The following is a 16,281-nucleotide window of genomic DNA, read 5'->3' as shown; positions in this document are numbered from 1 at the left end:
TTCAGACTGTTTAATAATTGCCTTGTTTTTTATCAATTGAACGGCCAATAGCCCAACCACCACCGGCACCTAATACACCACCAACCAATACACCGGCTACACGGTTACGTTTACTTACCACACCACCAATAACGGCACCACTTGCGCCGCCAATGACAGCACCTTTTGTAGCGTTGGTCCATTTTTTCTTAGCTGGTCTTGTGTTTGTAACAACAGCAGGTGAAGTGTTGGCTGAAGTTTGTCTGCGCTCAACATAGCGAACGGTAGTCGCTTCCTTCATTTTTTTCATTTCCTGTTGTTCTTTCCATTCCTGGAAAGCTGCAAACTCTGCAGAATCAACCGCTGATAAAACATTCGTTTGATCAGTTGTTGCTGTTTTTGTTTTGCACGATACTGTTACCACTGCAACAATTGCTGCTACCGATAGGATTGTAAATATCTGTTTCATAATTTCTGGCTTTTCGGTGAATAAATATTGTTTCGTTTTATGTACAGATAGATAGAAAGACCATGCCAGAATAAAGCAGAATTGTTAATGAAATCATTATATGCAACAAAGAGATCTTGATTTTCAGCGTATATGCTGCTGATTTGTTTTAACATGTGCAAACAGGATGTTGCGTCTCTTAACAATTGCTTAAGAAGGAGAAATAAAAATCCCGGCTGTATCAGTTTTTCATTTCGATAAGCCGGGAGTATAAAACGTAAGTTTTGAACTTATTGTGCTGCAACAAGTATTGCCGCAGGTGCAGCAGCAGGGGGATTTACATCAAATGGCTCGGATGATGATTGAGGAACGGGTGCATTTGAAAAAAGTTGCAAAATTCCGCTTGAAGTTTGAGCTGCATTACGGATACGTACAGTTACTTTTGGTAACGAAGATGTTGAGCCATCGGTACGTTTTGTTACTGAAAGTACATCAAAGGCAACAATACCAAGATTAGCACCTTGTAAATTTCCATTTAATGGTGAGTAATTGATGCTGATATCACCATCATAAACAACGGCCAGTATTGTTTTGCCAATGAGCATCGATAAACCTGTTGCACGCAGCGGAGTAACATCAGGAATTTTATCTAACAATATTTCTTTGTCATCTTCGCCGCCACCAAGTTTAGGACCTGCCTGTAAAAAATTTCTAGTGCCATTTGTTGTAGGTCCGGTGCTTATCCAGCCGGAAGGAATTGTTTTTAATGCATGCCAACCCTCATCGCCCACATCGCCGGTGTAGAGGTCAATTGTTTTGCCAACATTATCCTGGAAATAGCGAAGTTGCTGACGTAACCCCACACTTGCCAGCTGATCGTTTACATCATTTGCAGAGAAATTGTTTGGCTCATTTCCATTGTCAATACTTTCTTCATCAATTAAAAGAAAAACGGGAGTTGATCCATTTTCTGAATCATTGGGATTGTTTTGCCGCTCACAGGCTGTAATGAATAAAAGGATACCTGCTGTCAATAGATAGTTGATAGGCTTCATGATCGGTGATTGATTTTTGATGTGAATAAAATGTAAGTTGAACGACTTGCATTGACATCTTTATAATCAAAAATTAAACCAAATGAAACCGGCTTGTTTTTGAATTTTGCTTTTGTTAAGTCTTTTTTAGCCTTGGTGTTTCTATTGCTAAACAGCTGCTCTTAAATTGTGATTTTTTTTCAAATATGAAATGAAACAGACAGTTTACAACCTTTGCCTGCTGCAGACTCAACATCCATTTGCCCGTTGTAGAGTTGTAACCTGCTCTGGATATTGCGGAAGCCAAGTCCTGTTTTCATTTGGTTTTTATCAAACCCATTTCCGTCATCATAGATCACAATGCCCACCTCGTCATTTTTTGTTTGTAAAGTGATTTTTATTTGTGTTGCCTCTGCATACTTAATAATATTATTCAGTTGTTCCTGCACAATGCGATAGATCATGAGCAGTTGTTCGTCTTTTAGTTCGCTTTCATTAAAATCAGTTGTTATAAGAACAATGCTGATATTTTTTACACGATTGATATCAGCGATCAGTTTTTCAATTGATTGCTGTAATGTCATTAATGAAAACTGCGGAGGTTTAATTGTAGCAGACAGCATCCTTATTTCCTGTTGAGCCTCTGTAACCATCTGCTTTGCCTTGCTGATCATAGAAATGTTTTTTTCTTTGATCACCTCGGTATTGCTGAGGTAAAGATTCACTACGGTCAGCAGTTGTGAAACATTGTCGTGCAGCTCTTCGGCCCAGCGGTTACGTTCGTTCTCCTGCGCTTTGATGATGGTGCTGGCAAGCCGTTGTTTGTGTTTTAATTGTTGGTTATAATATTCGGCCTGCAAATTTCGAAGTTGTGTGATATCCTGAATTTCGCCAATCAGCCGATGCGTCTTGTTTGTTTCGGTATCACGGATCAGAAACAAGCTGCTTAATACTGAATAATAAATTCCATCAACCCCTAATAAACGGTATTCTGTTGTCCACACATTCTGTCCCGTTTCGTTTGCCATTTCAAATTCAGATCTTACACGTGCGATATCAGCTTTGTGGATGCGTTCCAAAAAACGCTGAAAAAAGTTTTCAATTCTTTGCCTGCCACCGGGCATAAAGAAGCTCATCTTTTCGTTTATAATGGCCGTTTTTGTTTCTGTGTCGTAGTCGATCATTCCTCCACGTGCTGCTACGTTCAGCGCTTCAAATTTTTGCTCTAAAGTGGTTTTGCTTTTATTTGAATGGCGCAAACGTTTATAAAGGCTGTGGCTGATCATGAAAAGAAGTAAGCTGGAAAGTAAAACAAAGGCGATCCCTTTTTGATTCTGAAGTTCAACAAGCAAGGCCGAATTATTATGGGCGAGCTTTTCTGCCAGTGCATCACTCCAAAGTATCCAAATGATACTGATGGTAAGATAGATGCCCGTGATAAGTAGAGCCGGACAGAATTTAGAAACATCTGACCTTAGCTTCAAAAGGTTGGGATGCGAGTACATGATTTTTATTTAACTGTAAAAGTAATAGCACATATTGCGGCTTTTCATGCGTAAGATTATCACTCTGTCTGACCAAAATCATCCTTTTGTTTGTTTTACTCAGAACAAGACATGAACATTTAATACCGGCCTTTGTTATAATTGATGTTTCTTTACCCAATTGTTAACCTTTAATTGATTGTATGAAAAGTGTATTTGCGACTATTCTTCTACTATTGGTCTTTGTTTCCTGTAGCCCCAAACTTTCACCTGATCATAACTGGGATCAAAAACGATGGACTTTGTATGAACTGAAAACTGTACCGGTTCAGCTGAGTGGTACGGAGAAAGACGCAAATCTTATGTTTGTACCCTCTCAAAAACAAATTAGCGGTACCGGTGGATGTAACCGACTTACAGGTACTTATGAGTTAAAGAAAGGTGGGGATATTAAATTTTCAAATATCACTACTACAAGAATGATGTGCACCGATCAGGCATTTGAAGATCGTTTTCTTGAAGTACTGAATCAGGTTGATGGATATGCAGTTGAAAACAATATCATGTTGCTGAAGACAGGAAAGGAAGTGGTGATGCGGTTACGGTAAAATAAAAACAGCAGAGTTTGTTTATACCAAAACATCCCGCAATTGCGGGATGTTTTGGTATATGTCAGAGATTAATCTAATCCGCCTCTGCGTGTTGCTTTTGTTTGCGTAGGCCATTTGCCCGGCTCACCTGTTCTTTGGTTAACAGGTAACACAATACGTTCACGTGATGTTTTATTTTCATCTTCACAAGCCATGTAAATAAGAATGGCGGTGAGGATGGCATTGTTTTGAACATCATCAAACACGATCTTATCATACGTATCACGGTTGGTATGCCAGGTGTAGTTGCCATAACTCCAACTGTTGGAGCTTAATGAAAATGCGGGAACACCAGCTGCAACAAACGATGCATAGTCTGATCCACCACCACCGGGTGCACCCGGGAATCTTGTTTCAAGTTCAGCTTTGTATTTGTTGGGCACACGTGCCAACCAGCGACCAATATAATCGTATGCATGTAAAAAACCTTGTCCTGAAATATTTACAACACGTCCTGTTCCATTATCCTGGTTGAACAATGCTTGTATGTTTGAAACAATTTCCGGATGATCTTCTACAAATGCACGTGAGCCATTTAATCCTTGTTCTTCACTTCCCCAATGACCAACAAGAATGGTACGTTTTGGATTGGGATAAACCAGTTTCAAAATGCGCATTGCTTCCATCATTACCAATGTGCCTGTACCGTTATCTGTTGCACCGGTGCCGCCATCCCATGAATCGAAGTGTGCAGAAAGCATGACATATTCATTTGGTTTGGTTGAACCTTTTATTTCAGCAACAGTATTATAAGTTGGCACAACACCTAATTCTTTTGAATCGGCCCGCACACTGATCTTTGGTGTGGTTCCGGATTCTGCTAATCGATAGAGTAATCCATAATCTTCTAATGCAAGATCAACAGTAGGAACTTTCCTTGTGTTTGCACCAAAGATCTTATTCACACCAAAACCTCTCGACCAGTTACTCATCACCACACCAACAGCACCTGCATTTTCCAATGCAACGGGTAATGTTCTTGCAGTGCAGCCTGTTTTGCTGATGCGTTTGCTCCATGCTTCTGTTAATTCAGTGCGTTCTTTTTTCATTTTCTCAATGGATTCTTTTGTGCCAAACTCATCCCAGTTATAATCAGGACGACCGGTTGGCTGATTCATTGAGATCATTACAAATTTTCCTTTTACCGTTGGCAGCCATTTTTGAAAAGCAATTGAATCAGCTAAGTCGGGCACAATCACCACATCAGCAGTAATCGTTTTACCGCCTGTGCCGGGACTCCATGCAAGCTGCATGCCTTCTAATGTTTTTACACGGGGATGCACCATGTCAACATGCGTAACGCCACGCTGCCATCCACGCCATTCGCCCCATTTTTCATTACGTGCAGTAATACCCCAGCCGGTATATTTTGCAACGGCCCAATCATGTGCCTGCTGCATTTGCGGTGTGCCGACAAGACGAGGCCCGATGCCATCCATCAATTCAAGACCAAGTTTTTTCAGTTGAGAATTTTCGGTAGCCTCTTTAATGATGCGGCTCACCATAACAGAATCTTTATGCTGTGCAAAAGTTGCAGTACTTAGCAGCAACAAAGCAATTACGAATCGGATCATGTTGATAGAGTTGTGGTTTAGTTACGAATGTCCCGAAAATAGGGAATGATTACTGACGCCGAACCCGGAATCAGGAGAATATGATGAGTGGGAAATAGAATTGATTAAACAATGCTGTACTCAGTTTTTTTGCTGAATTGATTGAAGGATGCGAACGGCATGTTCTCTTGAATTTTCGATAAAGAGCCGGGAGGTGTTCATGCCGCCACAAATAACACCTGCGAGATAAATGTTGGGCACATTTGTTTCGTGTGTTTCTTCGTTATACTCCGGTTTGCGGACATCGTCGTTCGACAGTGTAATGCCAATTTTTTCAAGGAACGATAAGTTGGGTTGATAACCTGTTGCTGCAATCACCCAATCGTTTTCAATTGTTTTAATTCCTCCAGGTGTTTGAATGAACACTTCATGTTCTTTTATCTCCATGATCGATGATTCATAATAAGCTTTGATGGAACCTTCTTCAATTCGATTCACTACATCAGGACGCACCCAATACTTCACACGTTCGCCCACTTCTTTTTCTCTTATTACCATTGTTACATCAGCACCTTTGCGCCATGTTTCCAAAGCTGCATCAACCGCCGAATTATTTGCACCAACAACAATCACTTTTTGAAAAGCATAGAAGTGAGGGTCTTTGTAGTAATGTGTAACTTTTGGTAAGTTTTCCCCTTTTACATTGAGCAAATAGGGAATATCATAAAAGCCGGAAGCGATGATGATATGATCGGCCGTATAGTTTTGTTTTGTTGTTTGAATGTTGAACTTGTTTGCAGTACGTTCAATTGTATTTACTTCTTCAAACAAATGGATGTTGAGTTTATATGCAACAGCTACTCTCCTGTAATACTCCAACGCTTCAGCTCTTGTTGGTTTTGCATTCACTGAAACAAAAGGCACATCACCAATTTCCAATCGTTCTGATGTGGAAAAGAACGTCATATTGGATGGATAGTTGTACAACGAATTCACCAGACAACCTTTTTCTAAAATAAGATAGGGGATGCCTGCTTTCTTTGCTTCAATGCCACAGGCCAAACCAATTGGTCCGCCGCCGATGATAATGATGGGGAAATGTGTTGTTTGCATGAAAGGCAAAGATAGGGTGGGGTGGGTTAGGGAGAAAGAAGGGGTCAATCGTAAATATCTCTTCTGTGACCAACATCTAGAACAAGTACACGCAGAATTTTATCTTCTATTTCATAAATGATGCGATAATTTCCTTCACGAATTCTGTAAGCTTCCCTGCCCTTTAGTTTTTTGCAGCCATTAGGTCTTGGATTTTCCTCAAGTGATAACATGGCAGCTTCGAGTTTAGACGCAACACGATCAGATAATTTCGATAATGTTTTTTGAACAGTTTTTGTAATGATAACTGTATAACTACGCTGAGACATTTTTCTTTCGTTTACGTAGTTTAATGGCTTCTCTGAGCGGAATGTAGGTTTGCTTTTTTGCTTTTGCTTTATCGTAGGCTTTTACAGCAGCAAGCTCTTCACTTTCATTCAGAAGTTTTTCATAATCCTTAATCGAAAGGATGATCCCTGTCTTTCTTCCTTTTTTGTCGGTAATGATTTGTGGGGCCATACTGATTTTTTATAAAGGTATAAAATTTATCAATGAGGAGAAAGGCACAGCACTAAGTTAAGACTGCTCAACCTTCGCTTCTCTTCTGCTGCCACTATATAATTCATATTCCAGCAAACGACAATCAATGGTGCTGTTGTAAAATTCTATTCTGCGTTTTGCTTTTAATCCGATCTTTTTTGCCAGCTCCATATTGCCGGTGAAGATGTAACCATAATAACCACCGCATTTTTGTTTCATAAAATCGCCGATGCGTGCATAAGTTGCTTCAAGTTCTTTAATGTCGCCTAAGCGTTCACCATATTCAGGGTTAATCATCATTATACCTTTTGAATCGGCTGGAACGGCTGTATCTGCAAAATCACAAACAGCAAATTCAATCAACTTTTGTACACCTGCGGCTATCGCATTCTTCTTTGCATTCTCAATTGCTTTCGGGCTATAATCGGTAGCAATGATTTTTAAAGCAGGCACGTCAATAATTTGTTCTTCCAGCAACGCATCTTCTTTCACATACACACTCTCATCATAACCCTGCACATGCATAAACGCATAATTGGTGCGGTACAAACCCGGTCTGCGGTTCGTAGCGATCAACGCAGCTTCTATTGCCAACGTGCCCGAACCACACATCGGATTAATGAATGGCGATACACGATCCCACACCGTTGCATTAATCGTTGCTGATGCTAAACCTTCGAGCATTGGTGCAAGTCCGGGAATTTTTCTGTAACCATGTCTTGCCAATGAATCGCCTGAAGTATCAATAAACACTTCTGCATCTTCATTCTTCCAGAACAAATGAATAACAGTACCTGTTAACTCAGCACCTGTTGATGGTCTTGTGCCTCGCTTATCTCTTATTCGATCAACAATAGCATCCTTCACCCGAAGGTTGGCAAACATGCTGTTGTTGATGGTTGGATTGTTAACATTACTCGTCACCGAAAAATAACCGGGATCAGGTAATATGTTTTCCCACTGAAAATCTTTCAGGTTCTTATAAATATCATCACCATCATGTGCAATGAATTGTTTTAAACTGTACAACACCTGGCTTGCACAACGCAGATTCAAATTGAGTTTAATACAATCGTTGATGGTGCCCGTCAACTTTACACCGGTTACAAATGCTTCATCCACTACAAAGCCCAATTCCTTTACTTCATTTTCAAGATAAGGAGCAATGCGTTTGTGACAGGTGATGATGATGGTGGAGGGAGTAGTAAACAGGTTCATGCGTATAGTTTAAGAAGCAAGAAAGAGAAAGGTACAAGGCGCAAGGTACAAGGAACAAGATGAAGGCACAAGACACAAGGTGCAAGGCTCAAGGAATGTAGGCGTAAGTGCCTGTGCCTTGCTTTCTTTCTTGAACCTTGTGCCTTGTTGCCCTATTTGGCAACTGCAATTTTCACTTTCTTCCCTTTGATCTTTTGATCTTTAATTAAATGAAGTGTGTGGTTGGCCTTTATTTTTTTTACGGCAACGAACGCAAAAAAATCTTTTACTTCAATTAAACCGATATCTTCTTTTTTCAACTCGCCTTTCTGACTCAGGAAGCCTACAATATCCACCTTGTTCACTTTGTCTTTTTTACCCGCTGCAATAAACAACGTGCTCCATTTTGGCTTCTCCGGAATCTCTGCTGTTTCAGGTAATACGATCTGTTCAGCATCAGCAGGAATATAAGCCGGTAATTTTTCATCCGGACCGAGAATTACAATGGCAGTTCCGCTTGCATCCATACGTGCTGTACGACCGTTACGATGCGTGAACGCATCTTCAGTATATGGTAAATGATAATGAACAATGTAACGGATGTTGGCAATATCCAAACCACGTGCAGCAAGATCAGTCGTAACAAGAATGTTTGATGTGCCGTTTCTGAATTTACACAACGCTGCATCACGTTCCTGTTGTTCCATTGCACCGTGATAAAATACATTCAGAATATCACGTTCTTTCAGCAGTTCGCTGGTGCGTTCTACTGATTCACGGTGGTTGCAGAAAATGATGGTGGAGCGATTACCCAACATACACACCAAACGAAACAATGTTTCGAGTTTATCTTTCTCGGGACTGGGTAACACTTTAATCGCAAGTCCTGTATCAGAATCTTCGTTGCCCGCAAGAAAATCGAGTTTCTGCGGTTCGTTCAAACCAACAAAAGAAGGAATCTCTTCAAGATTTGTCGCAGATGTGAGCACTCTCTTTTTAATGGAAGGAAGCGAACCAATGATGAAACTCATTTCTTCCTGGAAACCCAGCTCCAGCGATTTGTCAAATTCATCGAGTACTAATGTTTCAATACTTGCAACCGTTATACTTCCACGACGGATATGATCAGCCAAACGGCCGGGAGTACCAATCAATAAAGCAGGTGCCTGCTTTAAATTGTTTTCTTCGATCTCCCGTTTATGACCACCATAGCAACAGGTTACTTTCAGGTTGAGCTGCATACTTTTAAACACATGCTCAATCTGGATGGCCAGTTCACGTGATGGCACAATAATGAGTGCTTTTGTTTGATTGCCTGCGGCCTGTAACTGTTCCACCAGGGGTAACAGAAAGGCCAGTGTTTTACCCGATCCCGTTGCAGATAACAGGATAATGTCTTTTTCTGATGCCTGTGCTTCCATAGAAGCCACCTGCATTTCATTCAACGCTTTGATTTTTACGTTTGCCAGGACCTCTTCCAGCCAAACCGGTTTCTTTTGCATAACGGCGAAGGTAATCAATTGTGGGGGAGTGGGAGTTTAGAGGTGCCAACCTTTCAACGCCTGCTGGTATTATCGGTCAGTTTGAGAAAGGTTGGCAACCAAGAGCTAATTGGAAGATCGATTCCCATTTGGTTTTGCCGCATGCTTCGTATATCTTGTCTATAGTGCAAGTTTTTATCATTAACTCTCCCAAAATGAATAAGAATATACTCGACATAATCAGTCGTGATTTTCAGGAAGAAGAAAGAAAAGCTGTAGCTGATGAACTTTCTTCAATCGGATTAAATCATGTGATGGCTGAATCTGAAGAAAATTTAGAAGCTACCCGTTTATCCATTTTGAAATTAGCAAAGGGTGACCTTAATGCCGTGATCCTTTTAACAAAAAACGCAAAGGCAGATTTCAGGGATGTTATTATGTGGGCATCTGAATAGTTCTGTTATTCATTATAATCAGATGGATAGTAAATCAGCTTGCTTTATCATTCGTATTTCGCACTAACCCAATACCGGCAAAGAAGAAGATTGCACCCACAATTCCAAATGCTGCAATGAGTTTTATGTTTCCCGTGCCTGATCCTCCATTGATAAAACTAATGGCTGCATAAATAATACCACCAACACCTAACAAGGATAAAATAATACCTAATACCCGCTTTTCCATAAATGTTTTTTTACAAGGTAACTTTATCAACCTAATAGTTGGCTTCTGATTGCCGTAATGTGAGAATGATGCAAGAAAAACGAAGAATTGTGTAAGGCAATACTTCGGTAAGAGTAGTGCAGGCGTTTCGCCAGAGCTGAACAACAGCAGATCCAGACTTTTTCATTTCCTCATTTCTCTTCATCTTCGCAGCCAAATTAATTCTGCTATGCGCATTGATGATTTTCTACAGAAACTCCGTACTCAGCCCGATGCTATTTCGTTTGCCGATACAATGGAAACAATTGAAGCCAACTATCATTTTACGCCGGTGCGTTTTACTAACGGCAGTGTTGTAAACGAAGCTGGCACCAATTCCGGTTCATGTAAATTATTTGCATTCGCCAAGCTGCAACAGTTGAGCAAAGAAGAAACGCTGGCTTGTTTTGGTGATTACTATCGTGTTGATGTGTTGCAGCATCCTGATGCAAGTAATCATGCCAACATCCGGAATTTTATGGTTACAGGTTGGGAGGGTATTGGTTTTGATGGGGAAGCATTACAGCCAAAATAAAAAATATTTCAGTTCGAGTAAATGCAGTACTCTGAATCTGTAGAGATTTCTCCTTCGTCGAAATGACTAGACTCAGCAAGGTTGAGATCATACGTTTACTTAAACAAACTGCGCCGTCATGTCGAGGTAACGAGACATCTCTGCGATTTCAACCGGCAAGGCAATAGTCGAACTGGTAAATGCAACATTCTGAGTATGTAGAGATTTCTCCTTCGTCGAAATGACGGCACTCCGATAGAAAAGAGTTCATGTATTTCTAAAACTTACAATCGTTATCTTTGCTCCTCAAATTAATTTGCCAGATGAAAGAAGTATATGTTATCTCCGCCGTTCGTACACCCATGGGCAGTTTCGGCGGCAGTTTAAAAAGTTTAACCGCTACACAGTTAGGAGCCATTGCCATTAAAGGCGCTTTGCAAAAAGCAGGTGTTGATGCAGGCAAAGTACAGGATGTATTAATGGGGTGTGTGATACAAGCCAATCTCGGTCAGGCACCAGCACGACAGGCAGCCAAGTTTGCCGGCTTGCCCAACGAAGTAAATTGTACAACTGTAAATAAAGTGTGCGCCAGTGGTATGAAAGCTATTTCACAAGCTGCGCAAAGCATCATGCTCGGCGATGCTGATATTGTAATTGCCGGTGGTATGGAAAGCATGAGTAATGTTCCGTTTTATGTTGACAGTATGCGTTGGGGAAACAAGTATGGCAACACAAGTTTTATTGACGGGCTTGCAAAAGATGGATTAACAGATGTGTATGATGGCAAAGCAATGGGCAATGCTGCTGAGTTATGTGCAAAGGAATGTGGCATCAGCAGAGAAGACCAGGATACATTTGCCATTGAAAGTTATAAACGCTCACAGGCAGCATGGGAAAAAGGTTTGTTTGATAATGAAATTGTGCCTGTTGAAATTCCGCAACGCAAAGGTGATCCTGTTGTGTTTGCAAAAGACGAAGAACCTTACAATGTAAAGTTTGATAAAATACCAACACTCAATCCGGCTTTCCAAAAAGATGGAACTGTTACTGCGGCTAATGCTTCAACAATGAATGACGGAGCAGCAGCATTGCTGTTGATGAGTAAAGAAAAAGCAGAGGAGTTGGGATTGAAACCGATTGCTAAAATTTTATCGTATGCCGATGCAGAGCAGGCACCTGAATGGTTTACTACAACACCATCATTAGCTGTACCAAAAGCAGTTGCCAAAGCAGGTTTGCAAATGAGCGACATTGCTTATTGGGAACTCAATGAAGCGTTTGCAGTAGTTGGTATTGAAAACAGCAAACGTATGCAACTCGATCCTGCAAAAGTAAATGTCCATGGTGGGGCAGTATCACTTGGTCATCCGTTGGGTGCTAGTGGTGCAAGAATTATTGTTACACTTATCAATGTGTTGAAAGCAAATAATGCGAAGTATGGTGCTGCTGGTATTTGCAATGGTGGAGGTGGAGCAAGTGCAATGGTGATTGAAAACCCCCAGACCCCCTAAAGGGGAGTTTGCTTGACGCAGCCCTATCTTGTTTAAACGTATGTATAATAGAAAGCTCTCCGATTTTCGGAGAGCTTTCTATTTGTAAATAAGTTCTGCATAGCAAGGGCTGTGCAGCGGACTCTCTCCCTTTAGGGTAACCGAAGAATGAAGGTTACGAGCGTAGCTCGGAGAGGGTGTTAATTCGAAATCACTTTCACAATCCTGTATATAACCCTTGCACTTTGCTGTGTTCTCATCTTATCGATCATCTCAAGGTTGTCAGGCACTACAAGATCGGGAGCCCAGGGTGTAAGCAATGCATCCTGCAACGTGCGGAACAGATCGTATGAAATGGTATTGAATTTCATATCGCCACCTGTTGGCGAAAGCACTCTTGCATTACCCCAGCCGATTTGCTGTGTTTGTTTTTTATCCATGGCTGTTTGTAAAAATGGTTTCCAGATTGTTTTTTCTGCATTAATAAAACCGGCCGGGTTTTCAGAAAGGTGATAGTTCATCACCACATAATTAAAGTCCTTTGCCGGATTTACTCCTTTTGCTTCGGCCCAGTCTTCGCCATGGAAAAATATCTGGCTGGTTACAGTTGTAAACGAGTTGGTTTCCATTTGTGCATACGGAACTTTCGGAAACAGTTTTGCAGGATCAAACGTATCGCCGCTCCATGCAGAATCCATATTTGAAAATCCATTGATGAATAAAAAATTGGAAGAGTTAGGCAAATCGTATCCGCCAACTTTTTCAAACAATCCCCAGAACGTCATCTTTTTTGCATCAACGGCTTTCTGTGCAACTTTGCTCCAGTAAGTTGTTTCACGTTTAATAAACTCTTCAACTTTATCAGCAGGAACATGACGGTATTGATAAACTGATATCTGTGCATACAGTTGCTGTAATGGAATCAGGAATGTAAACAGCAATAAGCTGAAGATGATCTTTTTGTATAGGGAAGAAATCTGTTTCATTGTATTGATTATTTAATAAAAGAAAATTGTTTTGGAAGTGGGCTTCCTATTTTGAACTTAAATCTGCTCTGTAGATTAATAACTCACTCCAAACTTTATCCAGGTAGTTTCTTTGAACATCAACCCAGCCATCCCATGAGTCAGAGCCATTGATCGCTTCATAACGTTCTTTCATTGGCTTACGGAAATTTGGTGCCCTTTCTTTGAGGCCTTGTTTGTAACGTGTAACAACAGCAAATTGCAATGAGCCCGATGAACTTGAAGAATAACCTGCCATTGTTTCGCCACCTGCCAGCCAGGCTTTTCTTAAATTTCTGATGCCATCATATACTTTACCTGCCCAACCGATTTTGGGAAAATAGTGTGTGATATTAATTTTATCTGAATAATCACCAATAGCAACAGTGCTCAACGAATCAATAAAAGCATAGTAAGCACTGGAACCTCTATCGGTTAAATGAATGGACACACTTCTGTTCCAGTCGTTATTATGTTCTGTTCCAAGGTTACCTCTGCCATCAATTGCTTCCCAGCTGGTTGGCCCTTCTGTAATATGATAGCCACCTGCATCAGGTCCTGTTGTAATTTCAAACACACGCCAGCGCCAATCGCCTGCATGATATTTTTGAGCATGTGTAGTTAATGCTTTTTCAAATTCCAGCACCTTGTCAACTTTTGGAAACACACGATTGACGTTTACGATATTTTTTGGCTGACTGATTCCGATAAAAGGAATAAGCAGGCAAATAAGAAAAATCTTTCTCATTGTTATTTATTTAAAATGTGATTGGAAAAACTGCAGCGACAGCTGTTTGTTTTTTTGATAAAAAGTAATCGTTGATTTTTATAATAGTTTTTTAATGGCACGGGAAGCAAAATTATTTTGAGCCCAGATCTGCACGCAGGCTAAGCATCTCAGTCCAACGGCTTTCAATTGCTTTTGCATAATCGGCCAGGTAATAATTCCATGCACCTGCACCATGCACTTCATCAAAACGTTCTGCCATTGGTTTACGGAAGCCGGGACTTAATTCTTTTAATCCATTTTTCAGACGGTTAACTGTTACAATTTGTGGCGGGCCGGAAAGACTTACATTGTAGACAGCCACACTTTCGTTACTGGCAGCCCATACTTTTTTTAGTTTTCGCACCAGGTCGCCTGCATCTCTGATCATGCCCGGTTTAATGAACATATGTGTGATGATAATTTTATCGCTGTAATCGGTAATGGCAACATTACTCAGCTCGGTGTTGTAAACGGAATAACCGGTAGTGCCACGCTCAGTTGTATGTGGTGAAACATTTTTAGCCCAGTCAAGTGTATGTTCTGCACTCAGGTCGCCACGTTTATCAAACTGATCCCAGCTTAGCGGTCCTTCCGTTATATGAAAGCCACCAGCATCGGGCCCGGTCTCAATATAAAATACCCGCCATTTCCAGTCGCCGGTGTGATACTTCTGCGCATGGGAGGCCAAAGCTTTTTCAAATTCCAGTAATCTGTCTGTTTTGGGAAATGCTCTGAAAGTACTAACCACGTTGTTCTGGCTCATTCCAATTATAGGAACAAGCAGGCAGAGAAGAAAAATCTTTCTCATGTTTTGTTGTTTTAGAATGTGAATAAAGAGAGGGTAGTGTTGAGATAGGGTGGGAAGAAAGATTAAGTTATAGCAATTCCCTGCCAAATCAAAGGAGAAAGATTTGCATTATTTCGTACAAGCACACTTGACAGCCCTCCACTAACGGTAAAGGGCAAGGGAAGATATAAGCTTTGGTTTTAATCTTTGCGTGCAACACACATCCAGTCCCACGGGTGTGGTTCATCGAGCCACTTGGGTGGATTGTTGAATTCGGTTTTCCAGGTGTAGTTGATCTTTTCAACCCGGTCAACCGTAAACCCATCAAGCTTCAGCAATAGTTCAAGTTCTTCTTTGAGGTAATGTTTGGTGGGCACGTTGTCAATATCAGTAACCCCTTGTTTGATGTTTTTTGCAAGAGCATAGGCTTTTTCAACCGATTCAATTTTTTCTTTATGATCATCATCTACGTTCCAGCGGTTGGCTATAATGTTGGTATAGAGTTTTGATTCGAGAGATGGTACAACAAGGATCAGGGTGCCGCCCTGGTTTAAACATATATTGAGCGATTGAAAAAAGTTGATGCGTTTTTTTAAATTATCGGTGAGGATGGCGTTGATGCACACGGCCACATCGCAGGGAGTAACGGTTAACGTGTAAGCGCTCATATCCATGCGTTGGTACTCCACGTTGGGATAGTCTTTACATTTCTCTTTGGCAATGTCGAGATTGATCGCCGAGATATCTGTCGCCACCACATACTTGAATGCCGTTGCCAGTAACGGGATCCATTTGCCAATTGCGCAACCAATATCTGTAACCGTCTTCTCTTTTGATGCCACTTCTTCAATGGCGCCCACGATTTTTCCACTGGTATCGTTTTTCAGCACATCAAAAATTTCTTCACTGTAGTTTGGTGCAATGCGTTCCCAATAATTTCTGTCCATTTGATCAATCGGTCTTTCGCTAAAGATAATTTTTTGTTGTTGATTGAAATGTATTCCAGTAATTTAACTTCTCAACAAAAAGCTATGAGTTTAGTCACAATACGATATGCCGGTCCTCCTGATGCAGAACTGATTGCTGATATGAGCCGCACTTCTTTTTATGAAGCCTTTGCCAAAGACAATACGAAAGAAGACATGGATATTTTTATGAACGAACAGTTCACCAAAGAGGAGCTGATGAAAGAAGTAGAACAAAGCGAAGGTATTTTCATGCTTGCTTATATTGACGAGGAGCCGGTTGGGTATGCAAGGTTGCGTGTAAAGAATAACCTTGCACATGAGCAGGCCATTGAAGTTGCACGCATCTATGCATTGGATAAAGCGATAGGAAAAGGAGTAGGGAAGGCGTTAATGCAGGAATGCATCAATAAAGCAAATGAACTGCAGATGAAATCGATCTGGCTGGGTGTATGGGAAAAAAATGAACGTGCACTTGCATTTTACCAACGCTGGGGTTTTGAGCGTTTTGGTGAACATCAATTCCTGTTGGGGACAGATCTGCAAACAGATTGGCTGCTGAAAAAGACTTTATAAGGCATCGTATTTCTAC

Annotated in this window: 19 protein-coding genes; 5 read left to right on the top strand and 14 right to left on the bottom strand. The window is 40.9% G+C overall.

All coding sequences use genetic code 11. From position 1 onward, the window contains the following. Positions 1-10: 10 nt before the first annotated feature. The 3 genes from VK159_RS02105 to VK159_RS02095 form a co-directional block, all read right to left on the bottom strand. Positions 11-448, bottom strand: a complete 438-nt coding sequence (locus tag VK159_RS02105; protein WP_324228486.1) for a glycine zipper domain-containing protein — start codon at positions 446-448, stop codon at positions 11-13. A 269-nt stretch (positions 449-717) separates the two neighbouring features. Then, on the bottom strand, positions 718-1,482 hold the full coding sequence (locus tag VK159_RS02100; RefSeq protein ID WP_324228485.1) for a hypothetical protein: 765 nt from the start codon (positions 1,480-1,482) through the stop codon (positions 718-720). A 179-nt stretch (positions 1,483-1,661) separates the two neighbouring features. Then, positions 1,662-2,966: a sensor histidine kinase gene (locus VK159_RS02095; RefSeq protein ID WP_324228484.1), complete on the bottom strand. Its 1,305-nt coding sequence runs from the start codon at positions 2,964-2,966 to the stop codon at positions 1,662-1,664. Between the two features lie 182 nt (positions 2,967-3,148). Here VK159_RS02095 and VK159_RS02090 point away from each other — a divergent pair, with 182 nt between their 5' ends. Next, a complete protein-coding gene (locus tag VK159_RS02090; RefSeq protein WP_324228483.1) occupies positions 3,149-3,553 on the top strand; it encodes an META domain-containing protein in 405 nt (134 codons plus the stop codon). A 71-nt stretch (positions 3,554-3,624) separates the two neighbouring features. Here the strand turns inward: VK159_RS02090 and VK159_RS02085 are convergent, their stop codons facing one another. The 6 genes from VK159_RS02085 to VK159_RS02060 form a co-directional block, all read right to left on the bottom strand. Continuing rightward, on the bottom strand, positions 3,625-5,169 hold the full coding sequence (locus tag VK159_RS02085) for a M20/M25/M40 family metallo-hydrolase (RefSeq protein WP_324228482.1): 1,545 nt from the start codon (positions 5,167-5,169) through the stop codon (positions 3,625-3,627). A 120-nt stretch (positions 5,170-5,289) separates the two neighbouring features. Then, entirely contained in the window at positions 5,290-6,261 is a 972-nt protein-coding gene (locus VK159_RS02080) for a YpdA family putative bacillithiol disulfide reductase (RefSeq protein WP_324228481.1), read from the bottom strand. Positions 6,262-6,305: 44 nt separating this feature from the next. Beyond that, positions 6,306-6,569, bottom strand: a complete 264-nt coding sequence (locus tag VK159_RS02075; RefSeq protein WP_324228480.1) for a type II toxin-antitoxin system RelE/ParE family toxin — start codon at positions 6,567-6,569, stop codon at positions 6,306-6,308. Further along, positions 6,556-6,759, bottom strand: coding sequence for a hypothetical protein (locus VK159_RS02070; RefSeq protein WP_324228479.1), 204 nt, complete (start codon positions 6,757-6,759; stop codon positions 6,556-6,558). Before VK159_RS02070 ends, VK159_RS02075 begins: the two co-directional genes overlap by 14 nt. Positions 6,760-6,816: 57 nt before the next feature. Next, positions 6,817-7,998 (bottom strand): THUMP domain-containing class I SAM-dependent RNA methyltransferase, encoded by a 1,182-nt coding sequence (locus VK159_RS02065; protein WP_324228478.1) that lies wholly within the window; start codon positions 7,996-7,998, stop codon positions 6,817-6,819. A 152-nt stretch (positions 7,999-8,150) separates the two neighbouring features. Further along, the gene (locus tag VK159_RS02060) at positions 8,151-9,479 is read right to left on the bottom strand and encodes a DEAD/DEAH box helicase (protein ID WP_324228477.1); all 1,329 of its coding nucleotides are present in this window, start codon (positions 9,477-9,479) and stop codon (positions 8,151-8,153) included. A 194-nt stretch (positions 9,480-9,673) separates the two neighbouring features. On the opposite strand from VK159_RS02060, the gene VK159_RS02055 reads away from it, so the two are divergent. Then, positions 9,674-9,913, top strand: a complete 240-nt coding sequence (locus tag VK159_RS02055; RefSeq protein WP_324228476.1) for a hypothetical protein — start codon at positions 9,674-9,676, stop codon at positions 9,911-9,913. 34 nt (positions 9,914-9,947) lie between these two features. On the opposite strand, the gene VK159_RS02050 is transcribed toward VK159_RS02055, so the two are convergent. Then, complete coding sequence (locus VK159_RS02050; protein WP_324228475.1) at positions 9,948-10,142, bottom strand: hypothetical protein; 195 nt, start codon at positions 10,140-10,142, stop codon at positions 9,948-9,950. Positions 10,143-10,350: 208 nt separating this feature from the next. Between VK159_RS02050 and VK159_RS02045 the strand changes: the two genes are divergently transcribed. Continuing rightward, a complete protein-coding gene (locus tag VK159_RS02045) occupies positions 10,351-10,695 on the top strand; it encodes a HopJ type III effector protein (protein ID WP_324228474.1) in 345 nt (114 codons plus the stop codon). Between the two features lie 302 nt (positions 10,696-10,997). Further along, complete coding sequence (locus tag VK159_RS02040; protein WP_324228473.1) at positions 10,998-12,185, top strand: acetyl-CoA C-acyltransferase; 1,188 nt, start codon at positions 10,998-11,000, stop codon at positions 12,183-12,185. A 179-nt stretch (positions 12,186-12,364) separates the two neighbouring features. On the opposite strand, the gene VK159_RS02035 is transcribed toward VK159_RS02040, so the two are convergent. The 4 genes from VK159_RS02035 to VK159_RS02020 form a co-directional block, all read right to left on the bottom strand. Continuing rightward, a complete protein-coding gene (locus tag VK159_RS02035) occupies positions 12,365-13,150 on the bottom strand; it encodes a hypothetical protein (protein WP_324228472.1) in 786 nt (261 codons plus the stop codon). Between the two features lie 46 nt (positions 13,151-13,196). Then, positions 13,197-13,916, bottom strand: coding sequence for a hypothetical protein (locus VK159_RS02030; protein ID WP_324228471.1), 720 nt, complete (start codon positions 13,914-13,916; stop codon positions 13,197-13,199). Positions 13,917-14,028: 112 nt separating this feature from the next. Continuing rightward, complete coding sequence (locus tag VK159_RS02025; protein WP_324228470.1) at positions 14,029-14,745, bottom strand: hypothetical protein; 717 nt, start codon at positions 14,743-14,745, stop codon at positions 14,029-14,031. Between the two features lie 179 nt (positions 14,746-14,924). Then, positions 14,925-15,671, bottom strand: a complete 747-nt coding sequence (locus VK159_RS02020; RefSeq protein ID WP_324228469.1) for a class I SAM-dependent methyltransferase — start codon at positions 15,669-15,671, stop codon at positions 14,925-14,927. An 84-nt stretch (positions 15,672-15,755) separates the two neighbouring features. On the opposite strand from VK159_RS02020, the gene VK159_RS02015 reads away from it, so the two are divergent. Continuing rightward, a complete protein-coding gene (locus tag VK159_RS02015; protein WP_324228468.1) occupies positions 15,756-16,265 on the top strand; it encodes a GNAT family N-acetyltransferase in 510 nt (169 codons plus the stop codon). Positions 16,266-16,281: the final 16 nt, after the last annotated feature.

The organism is Lacibacter sp. (assembly GCF_035299325.1).
Taxonomy (GTDB): domain Bacteria; phylum Bacteroidota; class Bacteroidia; order Chitinophagales; family Chitinophagaceae; genus Lacibacter.
This window is presented reverse-complemented; position numbering and strand designations above follow the sequence as displayed.

What these genes read in the sequence shown, in the direction of transcription:
- VK159_RS02045 (WP_324228474.1), top strand. Translation starts at nt 10,351, where the DNA reads ATGCGCATTGATGATTTTCTACAGAAACTCCGTACTCAGCCCGATGCT.
- VK159_RS02100 (WP_324228485.1), bottom strand. Translation starts at nt 1,482, where the DNA reads ATGAAGCCTATCAACTATCTATTGACAGCAGGTATCCTTTTATTCATT.
- VK159_RS02050 (WP_324228475.1), bottom strand. Translation starts at nt 10,142, where the DNA reads ATGGAAAAGCGGGTATTAGGTATTATTTTATCCTTGTTAGGTGTTGGT.
- VK159_RS02060 (WP_324228477.1), bottom strand. Translation starts at nt 9,479, where the DNA reads ATGCAAAAGAAACCGGTTTGGCTGGAAGAGGTCCTGGCAAACGTAAAA.
- VK159_RS02065 (WP_324228478.1), bottom strand. Translation starts at nt 7,998, where the DNA reads ATGAACCTGTTTACTACTCCCTCCACCATCATCATCACCTGTCACAAA.
- VK159_RS02035 (WP_324228472.1), bottom strand. Translation starts at nt 13,150, where the DNA reads ATGAAACAGATTTCTTCCCTATACAAAAAGATCATCTTCAGCTTATTG.
- VK159_RS02070 (WP_324228479.1), bottom strand. Translation starts at nt 6,759, where the DNA reads ATGGCCCCACAAATCATTACCGACAAAAAAGGAAGAAAGACAGGGATC.
- VK159_RS02025 (WP_324228470.1), bottom strand. Translation starts at nt 14,745, where the DNA reads ATGAGAAAGATTTTTCTTCTCTGCCTGCTTGTTCCTATAATTGGAATG.
- VK159_RS02040 (WP_324228473.1), top strand. Translation starts at nt 10,998, where the DNA reads ATGAAAGAAGTATATGTTATCTCCGCCGTTCGTACACCCATGGGCAGT.
- VK159_RS02090 (WP_324228483.1), top strand. Translation starts at nt 3,149, where the DNA reads ATGAAAAGTGTATTTGCGACTATTCTTCTACTATTGGTCTTTGTTTCC.
- VK159_RS02080 (WP_324228481.1), bottom strand. Translation starts at nt 6,261, where the DNA reads ATGCAAACAACACATTTCCCCATCATTATCATCGGCGGCGGACCAATT.
- VK159_RS02075 (WP_324228480.1), bottom strand. Translation starts at nt 6,569, where the DNA reads ATGTCTCAGCGTAGTTATACAGTTATCATTACAAAAACTGTTCAAAAA.
- VK159_RS02030 (WP_324228471.1), bottom strand. Translation starts at nt 13,916, where the DNA reads ATGAGAAAGATTTTTCTTATTTGCCTGCTTATTCCTTTTATCGGAATC.
- VK159_RS02015 (WP_324228468.1), top strand. Translation starts at nt 15,756, where the DNA reads ATGAGTTTAGTCACAATACGATATGCCGGTCCTCCTGATGCAGAACTG.
- VK159_RS02020 (WP_324228469.1), bottom strand. Translation starts at nt 15,671, where the DNA reads ATGGACAGAAATTATTGGGAACGCATTGCACCAAACTACAGTGAAGAA.
- VK159_RS02095 (WP_324228484.1), bottom strand. Translation starts at nt 2,966, where the DNA reads ATGTACTCGCATCCCAACCTTTTGAAGCTAAGGTCAGATGTTTCTAAA.
- VK159_RS02105 (WP_324228486.1), bottom strand. Translation starts at nt 448, where the DNA reads ATGAAACAGATATTTACAATCCTATCGGTAGCAGCAATTGTTGCAGTG.
- VK159_RS02085 (WP_324228482.1), bottom strand. Translation starts at nt 5,169, where the DNA reads ATGATCCGATTCGTAATTGCTTTGTTGCTGCTAAGTACTGCAACTTTT.
- VK159_RS02055 (WP_324228476.1), top strand. Translation starts at nt 9,674, where the DNA reads ATGAATAAGAATATACTCGACATAATCAGTCGTGATTTTCAGGAAGAA.